The sequence below is a fragment of the Nocardia sp. NPDC004711 genome, from assembly GCF_053601595.1.
The window spans coordinates 1-23,727 of record NZ_JBSGCB010000067.1; the positions used below are offsets into that span (position 1 = coordinate 1).

Consider the following 23,727-nt stretch of genomic DNA (forward strand, 5'->3'; position numbering starts at 1 on the left):
GAACGGCCCACCCGGCCCGGTCAGCTTCCCGGCCACCCGAGCGGCCAGAGCCTGCAGATCAACGGCATTGGTCATGAATCAAATCCTCGAATCCGTTGGGTAGCGCCGTTATCCGAGCGTCTTGTGCGGGACGCCGACGATCAGCCCGCCGTCGATGACGTGCTCCGCGCCGGTCGTGTAGCTGGATTCGTCGCTGGCCAGGTAGACGACGAGATTGGCGACCTCGTCGGCGGTGGCGGCGCGCCCGAGCGGGATCTGCAGGAAGTCCTCGGGGATGCCCTCGGTCATCGGGGTGCGCACCATGCCGGGGTGGACCGAGTTCACGCGAATGTTGTGCTGCGCCAGCTCGAGTGCGGCCGACTTGGTCAATCCGCGGACCGCGAACTTGGTGGCGGTGTAGCCATGCAGTCCGACGCTGCCGCGCAGGCCTTCGACCGACGAGATATTGACGATCGACCCGATGCCGGCATTCATCATCGCCGTGGCCGAGGCCTGGATGCCGAGGAAGGTACCGGTCAGATTGATGTCGACGATCTGCTGCCAGGCCGCCAGTTCGAAGTCGACGATGGTGTTGCCGTTGACGATTCCGGCATTGTTCACCAGGACGGTCAGCGAACCGAATTCCTCGACGGCGACACTCACGGCCCGCTTCCAGTGCTCGGGGTCGGTCACGTCCAGGTGAACGAAGCGAGCCGCCGGACCCAATTCGGCCACCAGCGCTCTGCCTTCGGTCTCGAGCAGGTCGCCGACCACCACGCGGGCTCCGTGCTCGACCAGAGCACGGGCATGCGCCGCGCCCATGCCACGCGCGCCTCCGCTGACGAGGGCCACCTTGCCCGCGACTCGCTTGTTCATGCTCGGGCTTTCCATTGAGAGCTTCTCGGTCATGAGGGCAGCTAAGCATGTCTTCAATCACTGTTTCAATCATTGATTGAAACAGTGGAATGCGGTATGGCCCCGATGGAACGGAACCAGGGATTGCAGACTGTTCGACGACCGCCCACTCATCGCCGATCGACACCGTCAGCGCGGGCAGCTTCCGGCGTGTCGCCAGGTCGCGCCACCAGCCGAACCGCAACCAAGACACACCGATTACGCAGGTCAGACCAGGTGCCGAGGCGCTCGACAACGTAGGCATGCATCACTGGAGTGCATCTGTTTCAAAAATTTTGGTCGAGGGACCAATCGGTTGCGGCGTCGGCGTCGAATCATAATGGACAGTCGGTTTTGGAGTTGGGATGTCCGGCATGGCCTCAGTCGAAGCTGCAACGGAGCAGACGGTGGTGCGCGGGGTTGCGTCGGCGGAGGGACCGCCGGGGAAGGTTTGCCGGTCGGTACAGCGGCGTCTGCGCCGGCGTGTGGTCGACGCTGGGGGCGTTGACGTACCGGACCGTTCGTCGAGGAGTCGGGGGGTGTTACCGGGGTCGGGGATGTTGCCATCGTGTATCGGTCGACGGTCGAGCGCCGGTCGAAGGTACCGCAACTGGTGGCCGGAAATTAGCCGTGGGCGTAATGAGTCCCGAATCGGTCGGCATCGGCTGTAATGATCTTGGCGACGGACTCGACGTATTCAGCACTATGCGGGTTTGGAAATGGTCCCCGCCCTGGCCTCGTTCGTGGTCCCCGGACCGGCGCGCGACAGCGTATCAGCCGGTCCTCGGGCGTTTTGAGTTCCTGAAATGAACGATATTTTGCGGAGGTCGAAATGCGCCAACCGGAGAGTGGCATCGAAAGCGATCCCGACCGTTCCAAATCGTTGCCAACAGGCACATTTCAATCCTCCAGTCAATCCTCCAGGCACACACATTCGGGTAACAGTTCCAACACGCCCAGCAGTAATCCATCGCCGGCCGATATTCTTCCGCTGACGTCGGCGCAGCGGGGAATCTGGTTTGCTCAGCATCTCGCGGAATCCACGCCGATATCTGTCGCCCAATACGTCGAGATCGTCGGCGAGTTGGATGCGGAACTCCTTGCCGAGGCATGCAGAACCGCCGGTCGGGAGTTCGGATCGGGACATATGCGCCTGATCGAGGTCGACGGAGAGCCCTGCCAGTTCGTCGACGAGGAAAATGGCGGCCCGGCGTCGGTCATGGACCTGCGGCGGCACGCCGATCCCGTTGCGACTGCGCACAGAATGATGGTCGAGGATTATTCCGCTCCATTGGACCTGCTGAACGACCACCTCATGACGAGCATCGTGTTCCAGGTCGGCGAGAACCATTACCTGTGGTATCAGCGCGCACACCACATCGCGCTCGACGGATTCGCCGCGGTAACAATGCTGCATCGGATGACCGAGCTGTACAACGCTTGGGTGAAGTCCGAGGAGCCGGCGCCGTGTCAGGCGCAGGACCTGCGGGAAGTCGTCGAGCAAGATCTGGCGTACCGCGATTCGACGCGTCTCGACAATGACCGCGCACACTGGATGGAGCACCTGGCGGGCGCACCTCCCGTCGTCAGCCTGGCCGCCCGGTTGAGCAAACCCACCATTCATCCCACGCTGGTCAGCACAGAGCTGGGGGACGACACCGCGCAGCTGCTCGAAAACGTTGCGTTCGAGCACGAGTCGAGCGTGACTCCGATCATCGTTGCGGCGTTCGCGGCTTATCTCGCGCGGATGACCGGAAGCGATGAAGTATTGCTGAGCCTGCCCGTTTCGGGCCGGCACTCCGCCGTGCTGCGCCGTTCCGGGGGGATGGTGGCAAATGTGGTCCCGCTGCGAGTACAGGTCGCCGGTCAAAGCGTCGGTGAACTGATCGCCGCGGTGAAAAGCGAGTTGACGAGTGCACTCCGGCGGCAGCGCTACCGCCAAGAGGACATATTCCATGACATGGGGATTGCGCGCGACGAGGCGGCATCATTCGGGCCGGCCGTGAACCTCATGATGGTCGAGAACGAGGTTGTACTGGGCAAGACGACAGGCCGCCTGCACGTCCTCACCTCAGGACCCACCGCCGACCTCTTCGTCAATATCTACCCGGGCGCGGGCCGAGAGAGCACGCATATCGACTTCCAGGGAAATCCGAATTCGTACAGCCCTGAAGAACTCGCTGATCACCATCGACGGTTCCGCATGTTCATGCACGAATTCCTCGCCGGCGGACCGGAATGCAAGGTCAGCAGGCTGCCGCTACTCGAAATGCAAGAACGCTCTGCGCTATTACCTGTGCGAGGGCCCAGCGCGGTCGAAACACGGCTGCTTCCAGAGATTCTCAGCGAAAGCGCGCGCGGGAACAGTAGCGGGTGCGCGATCGCCTCGGGCGGCAAGACGATGACGTACGGCGAGCTGGACACGAGATCCTCGCAGCTGGCCCGGCATCTGATCGCGCTGGGGTGTGGTCCGGACACGGCGGTGGCGATCATGCTGCGACGCTCGGTCGAATCGGTCGTGGCGACATGGGCGGTCGCGAAGAGCGGGGCGGCGTTCGTCCAGCTGGCCCCCGAGTACCCGTCGAAGCGGATAGACCACATGGTTGCCGACAGCGGCGCGACCGTGGCGATCACGGTCGACGCCCTGCGCGGGCGGCTCCCGCGGGGGATTCACCCTGTGGTTCTCGACGACCCCGCAACCCTGGCCAAAGGCGACACCGCGAGCGGGCCGATTTCCGATGCGGACCGCATCCGCCCACTACGACCGTCCAACGTCGCCTATATGACCTACACCTCGGGATCCACCGGAGCACCGAAGGGCGTCCAGGTCACGCACACCGGCCTCGCGAATCTCGTTGCCGATCGCGGCGCCACGTACGGCATCGACACGAAATCCCGTGTGTCCTATGCCCTCTCGCCCAGTTTCGACGCCTCCCTGGAACAGTTTCTGACCTGTTTCGCGAACGGGTCCACGTTGGTGATCGTGCCGCCCGAGGTGACCGGCGGCGAGTCGCTCACGCAACTGCTGGCCGATGAGCACGTGACCCACCTGACGCTGACGCCCACGATGCTGGCCACGGTCGACCCGCAGCTGCCGACCGACGTGCAGGTGGTCGTGGTCGGGGGCGACGTCTGCCCACCGCACCTCGTGGAGCGGTGGACCCTGTCGGCGTCCATGTACAACGAGTACGGACCCACCGAATCCACCGTGACCGCCGCCGGCGCCATGCTGAGACCCGGCCGCGCCCACACGGTCGGCGGCCCCATCCGTGGCGTCTCGGCCATGGTGCTGGACCGGGCGCTGCAGCCAGTGCCCAGGGGCACCGCGGGCGAGTTGTACCTCGCCGGGCCGGGATTGGCCCGGGGATACAGCCATCTGTTCGTCGAAACCGCCGCCCGGTTCGTCGCCGATCCGTACGGCGGCACCGGCGCGCGCATGTATCGCACCGGCGACATCGCGCGCTGGACCGGCGAGAACGGCGAGACGACGCTGGAGTTGATGGGCCGCAGCGACTTCCAGATCAAGATCCGCGGATACCGGATCGAACCGGGTGAAGTCGACGCCGCGCTCACCACACACGACGACGTGGATCTGTGTGTCACGGTGCCGGCGCAGAACAACGTCGGCACGACCGTGCTGGCGTCCTATGTCGTCCCGGTCAGCGGCCGCCGGATCGATCCGGTCGAAATCCTGCGCTTCGCTCGCGATTCGCTACCGCCGCATATGGTCCCGGCGGTGGTCCTCCCGTTGGACAGCCTCCCGGTGAACGCCTTCGGCAAGCTCGATCGCCATGCCTTGCCGAAGCCCGAATTCGGGACCGCGCCGGTCGGGCGGGCACCGGCCACGGCCCGGGAGAAGACGATCGCACGGTTGTTCACCGAGGTGCTCGGCGTCCCGCGGGTCGGGGCGGACGACAGCTTCTTCGCCCTCGGCGGCGACAGCATTCTGTCGATCCGGCTGGTGGCGGGGGCCAAGGCCGAAGGCCTGAGCTTCTCCACGCAGGACGTGTTCGTGCACAAGACCGTTGCGGGCCTGGCGGCCACGGCGACGGAAGTCGGCGATACTCCCGGGCTGGCCGAGTTGCCCGGTGGCGGTGTGGGACCGATGCCGTTGTCGCCGATCATGCACGCCATGCTGGACCGCGGTCATTACGACCGATTTGCGCAGGCCGCGCTGGTGCAGCTGCCCGAGGGGGTCGATCGGGCGGGTCTGGTGCGCGCGCTGGGATCCCTGCTGGACCGCCACGACATGCTGCGCGCGGTATTGCGCGGCAGCGATTCGGCCGATCGGTTCGTCGAGGTACTCGATCGGGAAGCGGTCGACCCGGAGGCCGCGCTCGTCGAAGTCCGGCTCGATCGACGTGACGCCGCCGAAGTCGACCGGCACCTGAACCGAGCCGCGGATCGATTGGACCCGGGCAACGGTGTGCTCGTGCAGGCCGTCTGGATTCAGGATCGCAGCGGCTCCGGACCCGACCTGATGTGGCTGGTGATCCACCATCTCGCCGTCGACGCGGTGTCGTGGCGCATCATCCTCACCGACCTCGCGCAGGCCTGGGCGCAGGTCTCCGCCGGCGGCGAGCCGCATTTCGGCCCGCTCACCACCTCGTTTCGGCGATGGGTGCACGGCTTGGTCGAGCAGGCGCCGGGCAGGCGGGCGGCGGAGCTCGAGCTGTGGAAAGACGTCCTCGAGCGCGGCGATCAGCTACTCGGATCGCGTCGTCTGATCCCGGATCGTGACATCGGGGCCACGGCGGGCCGGGTCGATCAGCGTATCCCGGCAGCGGTTGCCGAGGCGGTGCTCACCACCATTCCGGACCGCTTCCACTGCAGCGCCAACGATCCGCTGGTGGCGGCTCTGGTGCTCGCCCTCGGTGAGTGGCGGCGGGGGCGTGGTACGGCGGCGGCCGGAGAGTTGATCTCGTTGGAAGGACACGGCCGTGAGGAGTCGGCCGTACCCGGCGCCGATCCGAGCGCCACCGTCGGCTGGTTCACCTCCCGCTTCCCGGTCCGGATCGACTGGGAGAACGTCGATCTCGATGATGCGCTGGCCGGCGGCGTAAGTGCGGGACTGGCGATAAGGCAGGTGAAGGAGCAGCTGCGCGCGGTGCCCGGCAACGGCATCGGCTATCAGGTACTGCGCCATCTCGATTCCCAGGGTCGCGCCGAGCTCGCAGAGCTGCCCGAACCTCAGGTCAGCTTCAACTACCTCGGGCGGGTGGGTTCCGGTGAACGCTCGGGGCCCTGGGCACCTACCACGGAATTCACCGCGCTGACCGCGACGAGCGATCCGGCGATGGCGCTGCCGGCCGTGCTCGATATCAACGCGATCGCCGAAGAAGGCCACGACGGGCTCGAACTGGCCGCGACCTGGGAGTTCGCCGCACAGGTGTTGACGGGTGAGGAGGTCGGCGAGCTCGCCGGACTGTGGGCTCGAGCCCTGGGGGCGCTGGCCGATCACGTCCGGTCCGAAACCACCTACAGCTTCACGCCATCCGACTTCCCGCTCACCGCGGTATCGCAGGACGATGTCGACCGCTGGCTGCGGGAATACCCGTCGATGACCGATGTGTGGCCACTCACCGCCCTGCAGTCCGGGCTGCTGTTCCACACGATCTACGACCCGGACGGCGTCGACGGCTACATCGTGCAGGCGGCGCTGACGTTCGCCGGGCAGGTGGATGGGGACCGAATGCGACGGGCCGCACAGGTGCTCATCGACCGGCACGACAGTCTGCGGACCGCGTTCGTCGAGAGTGACGATGGGCCACGCCAGATCGTATTGCGCGACACCACGGTCGATTGGGGCGAGTCGAATCTCAGCGGTGTCGGCCGGCAGGCGGAAGCACTGCGGCGACTCGCGACGGCGGCCGCGGCTCCGTTCGATCCGGCCCGGCCGCCGCTGGTGCGTTTCCACCTCGTCCGCACCGGCGTCGATATGTTCCAGTTGCTGGTCACCAACCACCACCTCGTGCTCGACGGCTGGTCGATGCCCCTGCTGATCCACGAGTTACTCGCGCTGTACATATCCGACTGCGATACGGCCCAGCTCGCGCCCCCTCGTTCGTACCGTGAGTATCTGCAGTGGCTGCAGGCTCAGGACCGAGACGCCGCGACCGCCGCGTGGCGGGAGATGCTCGCCGGAATCGACAGTCCGACGCGCATCACGAACGGGCCGGATCGGACCGTCACCGCGCACGCCGACGAAGTCGGCCTGAACCTGGACGCCGCGACCACCGCCGCGATTCTCGATCTCGGCCGCTCGCATGGCGTCACCCCCAACACGGCCCTGCACGTGGCGTGGGCATTGCTGGTGGCCGTCCAGGCCGGACGGCCGGACGTGGTGTTCGGCAATACGGTGTCGAACCGCCCGCCGCGGATTCCGGATGTCGAGCGCATGGTCGGGCTCATGGTCAACACGCTGCCCGTCCGCGTCCGGCTCGAACCCGACGAGACCGTCGGCGACCTGCTCGTCCGCGTGCAATCCGAGCAGGCGACGATGCTGGATCATCAGCACATCGGCTTGGCGGAGCTGCAGCGGGCCGCCGGTATCACCGACATGTTCGATACCGCGACGGTGCTCGAGTCCTATCCGTTCGACCGGGAATTGCTGGCACACGATCTCTCCGACGCCGGATTGCGGCTCGTCGAGATCGTCGCGCACGATGCCACGCCGTATCCGCTGAGTCTGCAGGTGACCCCGCCGCGGACGAGTCGCGAGGGCGGACCGGACACCGGCGAGCCCGGAACCTACACGGTGACACTGAAATTCGCCACCGACCGATTCGACTCGGACGAGGCCCGCACGCTGCTCGAACGATTCGAGCTGCTGCTCACGCAGATCGTCGGCGATCCCGCCCGGAAGGTCTCCTCGATCTCCTCCTGCTGGGATTCCGAACGCGCGCAACTGCTTTCGGTCGGCAGCGAGCAGCCGGCCGCGGACCTCGTGCTCCGCGACATGCTGTCGGGGACGGCGCGGCGGTATCCGGATGCCGTGGCCGTCCGGTGCGGTGACACCACGTGGACCTATCGTGAGCTGGAGCATCGCGCGGACGCGTTCGCTCGCCTGCTGGTCGGCCGCGGTGCTCGTGCCGAGTCGATCGTCGCCCTGGCCCTGCCCCGCTCGGCCGAACTCGTCGTCGCGATCTGGGCGGTGGCGAAAACAGGTGCGGCCTTCCTGCCGTTGGATCCCGGCAATCCCGCCGCGCGGACCGGGGAGTTGCTGTCCGACTCGCGGACCACGCTGGGTGTGACGACAAGCGCTGTGGCACAGCAGCTTCCGGATACCGTCGACTGGTTGATCCTGGATGCTGCCACATCGGACGCGCACGAGGGTCTCCCCCACCCGTCCGGTGTGGCCGGGGGCGACCGCCTGTCGGCCGACAATGCGGCATACGTGATCTACACGTCCGGATCGACCGGCACACCGAAGGCGGTCCACCTCAGCCATCGAGGTCTGGCCGATCTGGTCGCGGCGCAGGCAGATGCCTTCGCGCCGACGCCGGATTCGGTGGTGTTGCAGGTCGCGTCGCCGGGATTCGACGCCTGCGTGGCGGAGTTGCTGTTGGCGCACAGCAACGGCGCCTGTCTCGTGGTGGCGCCGCCGGAGGTATTCGCCGGGACCGACCTCGAGGAATTGCTTCGGTCGCACCAGGTTTCGCACGCGATCATCACCCCGACCGTGCTCAACACCATGGATCCGTCCCGGATACCGTCGCTGACATCGCTCGCGGTCGTCGGCGAAGCTGTCGGGCCGGACACCGTGAACCGGTGGGCCCCGGGGCGACGGCTGATGAATCACTACGGACCGACCGAGTGCACGATCTGGGCAACGGGGTCGGATGCCCTCGCACCCGGCGACCCGGTGACGATCGGTGGCCCGATCCGGGGCGCGTCCGCGATGGTGCTCGACCCGTGGCTGCGACCGGTGCCGGTCGGTGTCGCGGGCGAACTCTATATCGGCGGGCCCGGACTCGCGCGCGGATACGTCGGCCGACGAGGCGTGACCGCGTCGCGCTTCGTCGCGGATCCGCGATCCACCCGCGGCGAGCGGATCTACCGCACCGGTGATTCCGTGCGCTGGGTGCGCGGACCCGCCGGGTTGGCGCTGGAATACCTGGGCCGCTGCGATCAGCAGGTCAAGATTCACGGCCTGCGGATCGAGCCGGGGGAAATCGATGCGCACGTGGCCCGGCGCCCGGACGTGGCGAGCGTCGCCACCGTGGCGGTGCAAGGGCCTGCCGGCGAACCGGTTCTGGTGTCCTATGTCGTCTCCGCGCCGGGCGCTGCCGTCGATGTGGCGGCCATCGAAGGCGATCTCGCGGACAGGCTGCCGCGCTATATGAATCCCGCGGCGATCGTGCGGCTGGCGGAGATGCCGCGCACACCCACGGGCAAGGTCGATCGGAAAGCCTTGCAGCAGCGCGCCTTCGATGCCGACGCCACGGGTGGCAGACCGCCGTCGACGCCAACGGAGCAGATCATGGCGAAACTCTTCGCCGATGTGCTCCATCTCGACACCGTATCCGCCGACAGCAACTTCTTCGCGCTCGGCGGGGACAGCATCGTCTCGATGCGGCTGGTGGCGCTGGCGAGATCCGCCGGGCTCACGCTCACGCCGCGAGATGTGTTCGAAGGCAAGACAGTTGCCGCTCTCGCCGTGACCGCGGGCGGCGATGCGGCTCCGGTGACCATCGAGGAACCCCCGCGACTCCCGAAGGCCGATCACGCGTATCGCGCCTCGGATTCTTCGCTCGTCACGCTCACGCAGCAGGACATCGATCGGCTCGAGCGGCAGTACCCCGGGCTGTCCGACGTATGGCCGTTGTCGCCCATGCAATCCGGAATGCACTTCGACTCGACGTTCGATCCGGAAGCGGCGGACAACTACACCGTCCAGACGATGATCGGATTTTCCGGCGCGGTCGACGGTGAGCGCCTGCGGCGTGCCGCGCAGGCCGTGGTCGACCGGCACGACATCCTGCGGGCCGCTTTCGCGGAAACGTCGGCCGGGCCGTGCCAGATCGTGCTGGACCATGCCGAGATCGACTTCCGGGAGATCGATCTCGCCGATGGCGGCGATGCGGAATCCCCGGCCGACCCGGAATCGATTGCCGCGGCGGACGCGGCGGCGGGATTCGACCTGTCGGCTCCCCCGCTGTTGCGCTTGACGCTCATCCGTCTCGATACGGAGTCCTTCCGGCTGCTGGTCACGAATCACCATGTGATCCTGGACGGCTGGTCGATGCCGCTGCTGATGCGAGAACTGCTCGACTACTACGGATCTCCCGAACATATCGACTCCGCCGGACCCGCGCCCTCCTACCGCGACTATCTGGCTTGGCTGGGCCGGCAGGACAGCGCCGCATCCAAAGCGGCATGGGCGCAAGCCTTTTCGGATGTCGGCGCACCCACCCGGGTGTCCCGCGACGCGGGCGCGGCGGGCGCGGTATCCGCCGCCGAGGTCGGGGCCGAGGTGACGGCGGATCGTTTCGGAGCACTCCGTCGCATGGCGGCGGAGGCGGCCGTCACCATCAATACGGCCGTGGCCGGGGCCTGGGCCCTGAATCTGCGGGTACTCACCGGCGAGACCGACGTGATCTTCGGTTCCTCGGTGTCGGGCCGGCCCCCGGAACTGCCGCTGGTCGATCAGGCGCTCGGCATGTTCCTGAATACGATTCCCGTGCGCGTCCCGCTCGAACCCACGATGACGGTCCGCGAGTTGCTGATCGGCATTCAGGCGCGGCAGGCCCGCATGCTGGAGCATCACCATATCGGCCTGCCCGAGATCCACCGCAGCGCCGGCCTACCCGAACTCTTCGACACCGCCCTCACCTTCCAGTCGTTCCCCGTCGACCGGACGGCACTGCAGCAGCTCGTCGATTCGGCGGGCTTGCGGGTGAACGAACTCAGTGAACTGGACGCGACACCGTACCCGCTGAGCCTGATCGTGGAACCCACGCTGTCCGAGCACGGCGAGCCACAAGGACTGCGGATCACCCTCCGGTTCCATGACCGTGAATTCGATACCGTCTCGGCGCGCCGCATCCTCGACCGCTTCGTCGAGTTGCTGTGCCGGTTCGCCGCGAACGCCGATACGCGGCTCGGTGAGCTACCGCTCGACGAGGAGCCGCGGCCATCGTGGCCGGATTCCCGTGCGGAAGCTACGATCCCGGACACGCTGGACCGGATGCTCGCCGCCTCCGCTGCCGCCGATCCCGACGCGATCGCCGTGCGATACGGCACGACCACCATGACCTACCGCCAGCTCGACGAGCGATCCACCCGTCTGGCCCGGGTCCTGCTGCGGCACGGCGCCCGGCGGGGACAGGTCGTCGCCTCCGTACTTCCGCGTTCCCTGGCGGCGACCGTCACCGTGTGGGCCGTGGCGAAGACCGGTGCCGCATTCCTGCCGATCGATCCGGCCCTGCCCTCGGACCGGATCGAATTTCTGCTGTCCGACTCCGGAACCGTGCTCGGACTGACCGATACGTCCGCCGGGAAACGTCCTCCCGACGGCGTCGATTGGCTGATCCTCGACGAGGACCAGGCGCTCGGCGCCGTGGACTCGGCGCCCGCCCTGCCGATCACCGATGCCGAACGCGGCGGGTCGATCCGGCGGGATCAGATCGCCTACGTGAGCTACACCTCCGGGTCGACCGGAACGCCCAAGGGCGCACTCGTCAGCCATCGCGGCCTGGCCGAAATCGTCGCGGCGCAACGGCGACTGTTCGGCGCCGACCCGATGTCGGTGGTCCTGCAGGTCGCCTCGCCCAGCTTCGACGCCTCGGTGTTCGAGTTGTTGATGGCGCACGGTTCGGGCGGCCGGCTGGTCGTCTCTCCCGCCGAGATCTACGCCGGCCCCCAGTTGGCGGATCTGATTGCACATGAACGTATTTCGCACGCCATCGTGACCCCCTCGGCGCTCGCGACGGTCTCGCCCGACGGTCTCGACGGGCTGCGAGTGCTCGCGGCAGCCGGTGAGCCGGTCGGGACCGAACTGGTCGATCGGTGGGCGCCGCACCGCACCATGGTCAATCTGTACGGGCCGACCGAGACCACGATCTGGGCTACCACCAGCGCTGCGCTGGCGCCCGGTGCCGCGATCACGATCGGCAGGCCGATCGGCACTGTCGCGGCCGTGGTCCTGGATACCTGGCTCCGACCCGTACCGGACGGTATCGCGGGCGAGTTGTACCTGTTCGGCACCGGACTGGCCGATGGCTACGTCGCCAGGACGGGGTTGACCGCGGCGCGGTTCGTCGCATGCCCGTTCGAGGGGCCGGGTCAGCGCATGTACCGCACCGGTGACGTGGTACGCCGCAGCGCCGATGGCGAGTTGGAATTCCTGGGACGCAACGATTTTCAGGTCAAGGTGCACGGCACCAGAATCGAGCTCGGGGAGATCGACGCGGCGCTGGGCGCGCGTGCGGATGTGGCATATGCGGTCACCGTGCCACGCCGCGAGGACGGCCGGTCGGTGCAGCTGGTGTCCTATGTCATGCCCGCGACCGGATCCGAGGTATCGGGCGCGGAGTTGCGTGCGGCACTGGCCGAGACGTTGCCCCGGACCATGGTGCCGTCCGCGGTGATCGTGCTGGACGAGGTACCGCTGACCGCCAACGGGAAGCTGGATCGTGACCGGCTGCCCGAGCCGGTTGCCGTCGTGCGCGAGTTCCGGGCACCGGCGCCAGGGATGGAAGAGCTGGTCGCGCGAACATTCGAGCAGGTGCTCGACGTGGCCGGGGTGGGCGCCGACGACGACTTCTTCGCGCTGGGCGGCGATTCGCTGAGCGCTTCGCTGGTGGTGGGGCGCCTGGGTGCGGCCCTGAACGCGCGAGTGCCGGTGCGATCGGTTTTCGAGGCGCCGACCGTCGCCGAATTGGCCGCGCGCACCGGGTCACTCGGCGATGGGGGCCGCGTGCCCCTGGTGTCCGGACTGCACCCCGACCCCGTGCCGCTGTCGCTGGCGCAGCAGCGGATGTGGTTCCTGAACCGGTTCGAGCCAGACTCCCCGGCCTACAACATTCCGGTGATGCTGCGGTTGTCGGGGCGGCTGAACACCGAAGCGCTGGCGGCCGCGCTCGCGGACGTGGTCGCACGGCACGAAGTATTGCGGACGATCTATCCGGAAGTCTCCGGTGAGCCGCGGCAGGTCGTTTTCGACGAGCCCGCGGTGCCGATGGAGCCGGAGCGGGTACCGGCGGATGCGGCCCCGGATGTGGTGGGCGAATTCGTGCGACGCGGATTCGATGTGACCGCCCACGTGCCGATGCGAGTGGGATTGTTCGAGCTCGACACCGAACCCGGCAGTGACACAGGAGAATTCCTGCTGGTGCTGGTGGTCCATCACATCGCCGGCGATGGTCAGTCGATGGGCCCACTGGCCCATGACGTCATGGTGGCGTACGCCGCGCGACTGGCCGGGCACGCGCCGGAGTGGGAGCCACTCGCGGTGCAGTACGCGGATTTCGCGTGGTGGCAACGGCAGATGCTCGGGGCCGCAGACGATCCGGCGTCGTTGATGTCCACCCAGCTGGACTTCTGGCGCTCGACGCTCGCGGGCGCACCGGACCGGCTGGACCTCCCGGCGGACCGGCCACGCCCGGCCGTCGCATCGCTGTCGGGAGGCCGGGTACCGCTGGAGATCGGCGCCAGGCTGCACGAGCAGCTGCTCACGCTGGCACGGTCGCGGGGATCGTCGCTGTTCATGGTGATGCATGCCGCGCTGGCAACGGTTTTGGGGCGGCTCGGCAATACCGACGACGTCGTGATCGGCACCCCGATCGCGGGGCGGGGCGAGCCCGGCCTGGACGGGCTGGTCGGGATGTTCGTGAACACGCTGACATTGCGGACCCGGGTGGATACCGGCGAGCCGTTCACCGAGTTGCTGGCGCGTGCCCGGGACACGGACCTGCTGGCATTCGAACACGCGGACGTGCCGTTCGAGCGGGTAGTGGAGGAGTTGAAGCCGGAGCGATCGGCGGCGCGGCATCCGTTGTTCCAGGTGGCCCTGGCGTTCGAGAATCTGTCGAACGTCGAGGTGGCGCTGCCCGATGTCCGGGTCGCCCGGGCGGAGGTGGATACCGGGGCGACCCAGTTCGACCTGCAACTGGTGCTGTCGGAATCGTCCGATACCGGTGCGGCGCAAGGTATCTCGGGCATGATGAGCTACGCGCGGGATCTGTTCGACGAGCCGACCGCGGCGGGAATCATCCGGCGGCTGATGCGGGTCCTGGCAGCCGTCGTCGACGATCCGGCCGTCGTGGTCGGGGACATCGACTGGCTGGACGCCGACGAGCGCTCGGCGCTCACCTCGCGAGTCGGGGCACGCGCCTCGGCGGCGCCGGAGCCGTCCGGATTGCTGCCGGAGGTATTGGCCTCGGCCGTCCGCGCCAACGGCGACGGTATCGCCGTCGTCGCGGGAGATACCACGTTGTCGTATACACAGCTGGACGAGCGATCGAGCCGGCTGGCGAGGTTGCTGATCAGCCGAGGCGCCGGACCGGAGAGTTCGGTGCTGGTGGCGGCAGCGCGGTCGATGGAGTCCGTCGTCGCGTGGTGGGCGGTGGTGAAGTCGGGTGCGGCCTTCGTGCCGGTGGACCCCGCCTATCCCGAAGGCCGGATCGCGCAGATGGTGTCGGATTCTGGTGCGACGCTGGGCGTGACGGTGTCATCGGCAGCTGCCGGGATGCCCGATACGGTGGACTGGATCGTGCTCGACGACGCGGCCGTGGCCACACGGATCGACGCGTTGGCGAGCAGCCCGATCGGCGATGACGAGCGCCTCCGGCCGCTGCGGGCCTCGAACGTTGCCTACGTGGTCTTCACCTCCGGATCCACCGGGGTGCCGAAGGGCGTCGCCGTCACCCATTCCGGCATCGCCGATTTCGTCTCGTCGCTCCGCGCCGACCTCGACCTCCGGCACACGTCCAGGGTGCTGCATTTCGCGTCGCCGTCGTTCGACGCCGCCCTGATGGAGACCCTGATGGCGGTCAGCCGGGCCGGCGCGCTGGTGGTGGCTCCGACGGGGATCTACGGCGGCGGAGAGTTGGCCGAGCTCCTGCGCGAGCAGCGGGTGACCCACGCCTTCATGACCCCGGCGGCGCTCGCGTCGGTGGATCCCGCCGGGCTGGACCACGTGCGGGTGGTGATGTCCGGCGGTGACGAGGTCCCGGCGGATCTGGTGAACCGTTGGGCGGGAACCGATCCCGCCGGCGCCCGGAAGTTCCGGGAGCTGTACGGGCCGACCGAGGCCACGATTGTCGCCACGGCGACGGGTGCGCTGCGATCGGGTGACCGGCCGACGATCGGCGCCCCGCTGCAGGGCATCCAGGCGCTGGTCCTGGATGCCCGGCTGCAGCCGGTTCCGGTGGGGGTGGCCGGAGAGTTGTATCTGGCCGGCCCGGCGCTGGCGCGCGGGTACCTGGACAAGGCGGCGGTGAGTGCGGCGCGGTTCGTGGCGCACCCGTTCGGGGAAACCGGACGCCGCATGTACCGCACCGGTGATGTGGTGCGCTGGAATGCCAACGGCGACCTGGAGTTCCTGGGGCGCAACGACTTCCAGGTGAAGATCCGCGGCTACCGGGTCGAGCTCGGCGAGATCGACGCGGCGCTGAGCGCGCGGGCGGACGTGGCATACGCGATCACGACGCCGTGGCGTACGGGCACGGGCCCGGCGCAGCTGGTGTCCTATGTGGTGCCCGAAACCGGGACGAGCCTCTCGGGCGAGGAGTTGCGGGCGGCGCTGGCCGAGATGCTGCCGTCGTATCTGGTGCCCGCCGCGGTGATGATCCTCGACGCGATCCCCCTGTCGCCGAATGGCAAGCTCGACCGCGCGGCCCTGCCCGCACCCGTCGTGCAGGCCAGGCGATTCCGGGCCCCGGCGTCACCGGTGGAGGAGATAGTGGCCGGCGTCTACGCCGACGTCCTCGGCATCGACGCTCCGATCGGCGCTGACGACGACTTCTTCGAACTGGGCGGCAACAGCCTGGTGGCGACCCGCGTCGCCGCCCGGATCGGTGCCGCGCTCGACGCGACCGTGCCGGTGTCGATGATCTTCGAGGCGCCGACGGTCGCGAGGTTGGCCGCGCGCGCCGAATCGCAGGCCCACACCGGGCGGGTGGCGCTGACCGCACAGCCACGGCCGCAACGCATTCCGCTGTCGTACGCACAGCAACGGATGTGGTTCCTGAACCGGCTCGAGCCCGGCTCGGCCGCCTACAGTATTCCGATCATCCTGCGGCTGTCCGGAGAGCTGGATCTCGACGCGCTGCGCGCGGCCATTGCGGATGTGCTGAACCGGCACGAGGTACTGCGGACCGTCTACCCGTATGCCGAGGGCGAGCCGTCGCAGGTTGTTCTTCGCACAACCGAGGCGATTCCGCCGATCACCGCGACCCCGGTGACGGAATCGGAACTGCCCGAGTCGTTGTCGGCGTTCGTCTCGACGGTGTTCGATGTGACGGTCGACGCGCCGCTGCGGATCCGGTTGTTCGAGCTCGGGCAGCACGAGTGGGTCCTGGCCGTGGTGGCGCACCACATTTCCTGCGACGGGTCGTCGCTCGGCCCGCTGGCCCGGGACATGATGACCGCGTACACCGTACGCCTGCTCGGGGAGACACCGAGCTGGCCGCTGCTGCCGGTGCAGTACGCCGACTACGCGATCTGGGAGCGGACGGTGCTGGGGACCGAACACGATCCCGATTCGGTACTCCGTGCCCAGATCGACTACTGGACACTCGAATTGGCGGAACTCCCGCCCTTGCTGGAGCTACCGACCGACCGGCCGCGGCCGCCCGTGCAGTCCTATGCGGGCGCGACCGTACCGATCACCGTCGGTGCCGACCTGCACGCGGCATTGCAGCAGGTCGCGCGAGCACACAACACGACGCTGTTCATGGTCTTCCACGCGGCGCTGGCGGCCACCCTGGCCCGGCTGGCCGATATGGACGACATAGCGATCGGCACTCCGTACGCGGGACGCGGCGAGCCCGAACTCGACGATCTGGTCGGGATGTTCGTCAACACCCTGGTGCTGCGGACCCGGTTGACCCCGGGGATGACGTTCACTCAGCTGCTCGAGCACGTGCGCGGGACCGATCTGGCCGCGTTCGGGCACGCCGATGTGCCATTCGAGCGGCTGGTGCAGGAGCTGAACCCGGTGCGGTCGCACGCCCACCATCCGCTGTTCCAGGTGATGCTGGCATTCCAGAACGTCGCCAAGGCCGAGTTCGACCTTCCGGGACTGTCGGTCTCGGCCGTGACGGCCGAGACCGACACCGCGCTGTTCGATCTGCTGGTCACGGTGTCGGATTCCTACGACTCCACCGGCGCCCCGGCCGGCATCAGCGGCGCGGTGACCTACGCGAGCGACCTCTTCGACGCGGCCACGGTGACCACGATCGCCGATCGCCTGCTGCGGTTGCTCGGCGCACTGGTGGCCGATTCGACGCAGCCGGTACACGAGGTGGATCTGCTCGGCGCCGATGAACGGGAAGCCGTTCTGACGCAGTGGAATTCGACCGATCACCGGCTCCCTCCGGGCGAGACGCTCGCCTCGGTCTTCGCCGACTCCGTGCGGGCGCATGCGGACCGGCCCGCGGTGATGTTCGGCGAACAGTCGCTGAGCTATGCGGAATTCGCTTCTCGCGTATACCGGTTGGCGCGGTGGTTGATCGGCCGTGGAGTGGGTCCGGAGTCGCTGGTGGCGCTGCGCATGCGGCGCTCACTGGACCAGGTCACCGCCATGTACGCGGTGCACGCCGCCGGTGGTGGGTACGTGCCGGTCGATCCGGACCTGCCGGCCGACCGCATCGAGTACATGCTGTCGATCGCCGCACCGGTGTTGGAGCTGTCGACCCTCGATGGGCTGGAGCTGTCCGGATTCGATGACGCGCCGGTCACCGACGCCGATCGGCTCGCACCGCTGCGACCGCACAACGTCGCCTACGTGCTCTTCACTTCGGGGTCGACCGGTCGGCCGAAAGGTGTTGCGGTATCGCATTGTTCGGTGGTGAACCAGCTGCGATGGCACGCCGAGACCTACGCGTTGACGTCGAACGACGTGGTGCTGCAGAAGTCCCCCGCCACGTTCGACATGTCGGTATGGGAAGTGTTCACGACCCTGGCGATGGGGGCGCGGCTGGTGATCGCGCGCGCCGACGGGCATACCGACCTGGCCTATCTCGCCGAAACCATTGCCGCCCAGCGGGTCACGATCACCGCGCTCGTACCGTCGATGCTGGCGGTATTCGCGGACGCGGTGCCTGCGGAGTCGCTGGAGTCGGTGCGGACGCTCCTGGTGGGTGGCGAGGCATTCGGGCCCGACGTGGTGGCCGAGGTGCGGCGAACCTGGCCCGGGGTCGAGTTGCACAACCTGTACGGGCCGACCGAGTTCACCGTGGCGGCAACCGCGCATCGGGTGATCGAATCCGACAGCGGCACCATGCCGATCGGCTCACCGGTATGGAACGCGCGGGCATACGTACTCGACGACCGGTTACATCCGGTACCGCCCGGTGTCGCCGGGGAGTTGTACCTGGCCGGCGCCCAGCTCGCGCGCGGCTATCAGTCACGTCCGGGCCTGACCGCGGAACGGTTCGTGGCCGACCCGTACGGTGACGGCGGGCGCCTGTACCGCACGGGCGACCTGGTGCGCTGGCGCCACAGCGGCGAATTGGAATACCTGGGCCGCACCGATTTCCAGGTGAAGCTGCGCGGCCTGCGCATCGAACTCGGTGAAATCGAGGCCGTACTCGCCGAGTACCCGGGCGTCGCCCGCGCGATCGCCATGGTGCACACCACCGGTACGGCGGACCACCTCGTCGGCTACGTGGCGCCCGCCGCAGGCGCGACGATCGACCCCGCGGCGGTGCTGGCGCACGCGGCCGGCGAACTGCCCGACTACATGGTGCCCACCACGGTGATGGCGCTCGACTCGGTGCCCCTCACCGTGTCGGGCAAGCTGGACCGTGCGCGACTACCGGAGCCGGTGCTCGCGGTGGGAGAGTTCAGGGAGCCCTCGTCATGGCTGGAAGAGGAGGTCGCGCGGGCCTTCGGAGCGGTCCTCGGTGTGGATCGGGTGGGTGCCGACGACGACTTCTACGCCTTGGGTGGCAACTCGCTGAAGTCGGTGCAAGTGGTGAGCGAGCTGCGCAAGGGACTCGACTACGAGGTTCCGATCAGCTGGATGCTGTCCGATCCCTGCCCGGCCGACCTGGCCAAGCGGATCGAATCCGGAATGCGCTCCGGTACCACCGTCGAGCGGACCGACATCGGCTTCGACGTGCTGCTGCCCATCCGGACCGGCGGTGCGCAACCGCCACTGTTCTGTATCCACCCGGCCCTGGGCCTGTCGTGGTGTTACCGCACCTTCGACAGGTACCTCGCCGACGGCCGGCCGATCTACGGCATTCAGGCGCCGCAGATCGGCGGCGAGGACCCCGGTCCGACGTCGATCCAGGACATGGCGGAACGCTATTTCGAGGAGATTCGGGCGGTTCAGCCACACGGCCCCTATCACCTCCTCGGCTGGTCGCTGGGTGGCGTGATCGCCCATGCGATTGCCGGCGAGATGCGCGCCGCCGGTGAAGAGGTCGCGCTACTGGCACTGCTGGATGCCGAGGTGGGCGGTGTCGACGAGTCGACGGTCCGCGCCGTCACGGCCGGCGAGCTCATCAGCAATCTCGGCCCGGTCATGGGCGTCGATTTCGTGAGCGCCGATGCGACCGCCGAGGAGGTCGCCGATCTGATCGAACGGCACCTCGGGGGCGGCCTGGGCATCGACGCCGCCATGATCGAGCGCCTGACCGACGCCTACAACCTGGCGATCCGGGCAGCCAGTGCCTGGCGGCCGACGGTCCTGGACAGCGACATGCTCTATTTCACCGCGACACAGGACAGGCGATCCGATGCCGCGGGTCACGAGGGGTGGGCGCAGGTGGTCCGTGGTCGGATCTCGACCTTCGACATCGATGCGGCCCACCTCGCGATGACCGAACCGGGCGCGGTTGCTCAGATCGCCCGGATTCTCAACACGCGATTGGAGCGATGACCGCGTCCTCAGGGCGAAGTGACGGGCGCGCCGGATCCATCGGTCGGGCCGCCCGGCGGCGGGAGGGGCGAAGCGAGGCCCAGTATCGCCCCGATCGACGCCCCGAACGCCCCACCGAGCAGGGCGGCCGGTCCGGCGACGACGGCCACGCCGACCGCCGCGCCGAGGAGCGGGCCGACAACCAAACCGGTTGGCAGGAACGGGATACCGACGACGAACCCGACGGCGGCCCCGACCAGGGCCGCACCTATCACGATGGGCGCGGACACTCCCGCGCCGAGGCCCGCACCGATTGCCGCACCGACGCCCGCGTCGACCACGGCGACGGAGCATCTCTGGGGATCCACCGGGAGGTACGCGCAGAACGTCTGGACCGGTTGCTGATCCACGGGGGGTATCAAGTCCGCCGCGTCCGCATTCTCGATTCCGGTCCAACCCGCGGCGGCAAGCTGATTCGCCGGACCGATGGCTGGATCGCCGCTGCTCATCTCGACCGCGGGCGCGACGCCGACCGGCGACTGGACGAGCGGAGCGAGTTCGGCCGGCAGCGCGAACAGATCCTGCCCCTGCGGGAATTGCCTCAGCGGTAGCCAGTCCGCTGTCGTGGGTAACGCGGCAGGTGGCGGCGCGGTGCCATCCGGGGATGCCGCGGCGACTCCGGTTCCGAGGATGACGGCAACCGGCAAAAAACTCGCAATCAATAGTGGACGTGAGCGGCACCAACGACTGGCTTCCGGCATTCCGCACCTCCTGGACTCAAAGCTTCTCTACATCGAGCATTTGTCGTACGGCGTAGATAGCTTAAGCGGCAGGCACGGCCGGATCGGGAAGAAATGCCGAATTCCATGCGCACGTGGCAAATCCGTGGCCACACCAGACGTTACACAGCACCCTCTGCCATCCGAATGCTCCCGGCCGATATCCCGCTAACCGCGCCAGCCGTTAGCTACTTGTCATCGAATTACTCAGTTCGGGCCAGCGCTGCGCTCCCGACCGCGGACCTGAGCCCGGGCCAGGGTGGCGCGGGATCGCAATGCCGGCGACTCCTATGAGAATTGAGGGCCCCGGATTCTCATCGAGTCGCGGCTTTCTTCCGCGCCGCGAAACGAGCAAGTGCCACACATGTTCCACGGAAGCGCAACGCGGAGAGACCATGTATGCGAACTGCCCGCGACCGCTGCCATATGGCTCACCGACATTCCATGGCCGGGGTTGTTTCAGATCGAGTTCACAGACGCCAATGTGGCTGTTTCCGGGACGCGCTGGAATCTATTCTGCTGCTGGCGTTGTGGATTGGAATCGGGTGGCTTCTCCAGGGCAGCGCACAAATGTGGCCGCCCTCTCGGATGCGGCTCTACAGTCGGCGGAATGAGCGATCGGAAACACGCCTCGTCGGGTCCGGACCACAGCGAGCGCGGGCTGGAGCGGCTGGTCTTCTTCAGTGATGCCGTGGTGGCCATTGCGATAACGCTGATCGCGTTGCCGTTGGTCGACAGCGCACGCGGCGTTGCGGACTCGAGCACCTCGAAGTTCCTGGCGGACAACAGTTATGCGCTGACAGCCGCCGGGATCAGCTTCGTGGTCATCAGCGCCTTCTGGCGGGATCATCATCGCCTGTTCGAACGTGCCACGGGGTACACGGCCTTGCTGATTCGCGTGAACATGTTGTGGCTGATCGCGATTGTCGCGATTCCGGTGGCCACCGTGCTCGACGTCTACGCTCACCACGACGACCGACTGGCCATCGGAATCTATGTGGGCGTCATCATCTTTGCGATGGCCGTGGCGCGAATCGAGGAATGGCTGCTGTTCCGCGCCCGTCTGCTCATCGACACCGACGAGTTGACGGCGGTGGATCTGGCGAGCCGGTGGCTTCCGGTCGCCGCCGCGGGTGCGGCCCTGGTCGTGGCGGTCGCGGTGCCGCACGTCGGGCTGTGGTCACTGTTGTTGCTGGTGGCCACCGCGCCGCTGCCAGGCGTGGTACGGCGGCATTGGGGCGGGGGCCGTGTGGCGGAACACTGACTGCCACACCAGGATCGGACCTTGCGCAGCCTCGGCCCCGACTGGCCTGTCCGCCGCTAGCGGTTGGAGCGGAAGATGGGCCAGCCGACCTCCGTCACCAAGTCCTGCGCGCCGGCCACGTCCAAGGGGCTGCGCAGGTAGTACTCGCGCAGCGGGCCGTCGACGCCGATCTCGTGACGTGCCGCGTAGCTGCCCAGATCGCCGTAGGTGAGGTCGATGGTGTCCAAGGGGCCATGGTGGACAGCGATCGCGAGTTCCGCGCCGGGCACGACCAACGGGCCGACCCGGCCGACCGGGCGCACGTCCGGGTCGGTATGGATGAACACCATCGCCTCACCGCGCTCGTCCACGAGCAGCTCGCTCGCGAACAACCCGCTGATCGGGCCGGTGCAGCGCAGGCGCTGGGCCGTGACGAAGCCGTGCAGTTCGCCGAGGGCACCCTGCCACCAGCTCAGCACGTCGTGCCGGTCGACGATTTCGCGGATCCCGATCGCCGGCAGCTCCGGAACCGTCCGGTACTCGATCGTGGGCCCGCGCTCGGGCCGGACCAGCAGCTCGCGTAGCGATTCCACGGCGCTCTGGGCCTGAGCGAGCCTGTCTTCCAACCGTGCGAGGTGCGCACTGATCAGTTCGTTGCGAGTGGTCACATCCTGGGTGGCCAGCACGGCTTTCACATCGGCCAGGGGCATCTCCAGATCCCGCAGGCGACGAATCACCTGCGCCGTGGGCACCTGGTCGAGGGAGTAGTACCGATAGCCCGTGTCCGGGGCGACCTCGGCCGGCGCGAGCAACCCCACGTCGTGGTAGTGCCGCAGCGTCTTGATGCTCAGATGCGACACCCGAGAGAACTCGCCGACCGTCAGCCCTGTCTGCATGACTGCCAGTATCAACCCTCCCCCTACCGGAGGGTCCAGCGGGAGATCACCGTTGACTCTCCGGTTGCCGTAGCGCCCAACGTATTCGGTGAGCACCGTTCCACCCCGAGACCATCGAAGGAGCTCCCATGAACGCCACCGCCCCGGCCGACGCACTGCCCGAGGTCGTCGCTGCCCATATCGCTGCGGTCAACGGTTTCGACCTGGATGCCATCGTGGCCACCTTCGCCGAGGACGCCTTGGTCAACGACGTACGCCGAGAATTCGCCGGCACCGCGTCGATCCGTGCCTGGGCGCGCCACGAACTGGTCGGCGACAAGGTCACCATGGAGGTGACAGAGGTAGTCCCCCACCCTGGCCTGACGATCGTGCGGGCACGCTACGACGGGCAGTACGACAAAACGAATGTGCCCGACGAACTGATACTCACCAGCTACTTCACCACCGCCGACGGCAAGATCACTTCCCTGATCATCGTGCACAACCAGCCGGCCCCCTACTGAACCGCGCCCACGTCAGCAGCCGACACCTTGCAGGAGCATTCCATGAGCACACTGGTCACCGCCGAATTCTTCGCCCAGCCCGGCCGCGGCGACGACGTCGCGCAACTGCTGCTGGACATTCTGGGAGAAAGCCTCGAACACGAAGGGTGCGAAGAAATCCGCATCCTGCGCGATCGGGACGACGCCGACCACGTCGCAGGCCTGACCCGATGGACCGAGCGGCACAACTACACCGACTACCTCGGCTGGCGCACCGAACACGGCTTCACCGCCACCTTCGAGGCCATGCTCACTCGCCCCCTGGTCATCCACTACTACGACCAGATCTTCCAGAACCAGGGCATCGCAGCACGCACACGTGCAATCTGACAGCCCGGCAACCCCATTCCGTTTTACAGCG

General features: G+C 67.6%; 7 protein-coding genes. 5 read left to right on the plus strand and 2 right to left on the minus strand.

The features are described 5' to 3' along the window. Nucleotides 1–108 precede the first annotated feature (108 nt). Entirely contained in the window at nucleotides 109–855 is a 747-nt protein-coding gene (locus ACWEKS_RS41695) for a glucose 1-dehydrogenase (protein ID WP_452345238.1), read from the minus strand. A gap of 850 nt (nucleotides 856–1,705) precedes the next feature. Between ACWEKS_RS41695 and ACWEKS_RS41700 the strand changes: the two genes are divergently transcribed. The 3 genes from ACWEKS_RS41700 (at nucleotide 1,706) to ACWEKS_RS41710 (ending at nucleotide 21,949) form a co-directional block, all read left to right on the plus strand. Continuing rightward, nucleotides 1,706–19,927 (plus strand): amino acid adenylation domain-containing protein, encoded by an 18,222-nt coding sequence (locus tag ACWEKS_RS41700; RefSeq protein ID WP_452345239.1) that lies wholly within the window; start codon nucleotides 1,706–1,708, stop codon nucleotides 19,925–19,927. After that, on the plus strand, nucleotides 19,924–20,517 hold the full coding sequence (locus ACWEKS_RS41705; protein ID WP_452345240.1) for a hypothetical protein: 594 nt from the start codon (nucleotides 19,924–19,926) through the stop codon (nucleotides 20,515–20,517). The genes ACWEKS_RS41700 and ACWEKS_RS41705 overlap by 4 nt, the downstream gene beginning before the upstream one ends. Before the next feature lie 778 nt (nucleotides 20,518–21,295). Beyond that, on the plus strand, nucleotides 21,296–21,949 hold the full coding sequence (locus ACWEKS_RS41710) for a TMEM175 family protein (protein ID WP_452345241.1): 654 nt from the start codon (nucleotides 21,296–21,298) through the stop codon (nucleotides 21,947–21,949). A 56-nt stretch (nucleotides 21,950–22,005) separates the two neighbouring features. Here ACWEKS_RS41710 and ACWEKS_RS41715 read toward each other — a convergent pair whose 3' ends face one another. After that, the gene (locus ACWEKS_RS41715; RefSeq protein WP_452345242.1) at nucleotides 22,006–22,824 is read right to left on the minus strand and encodes a MerR family transcriptional regulator; all 819 of its coding nucleotides are present in this window, start codon (nucleotides 22,822–22,824) and stop codon (nucleotides 22,006–22,008) included. 128 nt (nucleotides 22,825–22,952) lie between these two features. On the opposite strand from ACWEKS_RS41715, the gene ACWEKS_RS41720 reads away from it, so the two are divergent. Then, nucleotides 22,953–23,327: a nuclear transport factor 2 family protein gene (locus tag ACWEKS_RS41720; protein ID WP_452345243.1), complete on the plus strand. Its 375-nt coding sequence runs from the start codon at nucleotides 22,953–22,955 to the stop codon at nucleotides 23,325–23,327. A 42-nt stretch (nucleotides 23,328–23,369) separates the two neighbouring features. Then, nucleotides 23,370–23,696 carry a putative quinol monooxygenase gene (locus tag ACWEKS_RS41725; RefSeq protein WP_452345244.1) on the plus strand — a complete coding sequence of 109 codons (327 nt, stop codon included), beginning with the start codon at nucleotides 23,370–23,372 and terminating at the stop codon, nucleotides 23,694–23,696. The last annotated feature ends 31 nt before the right edge of the window (nucleotides 23,697–23,727 follow it).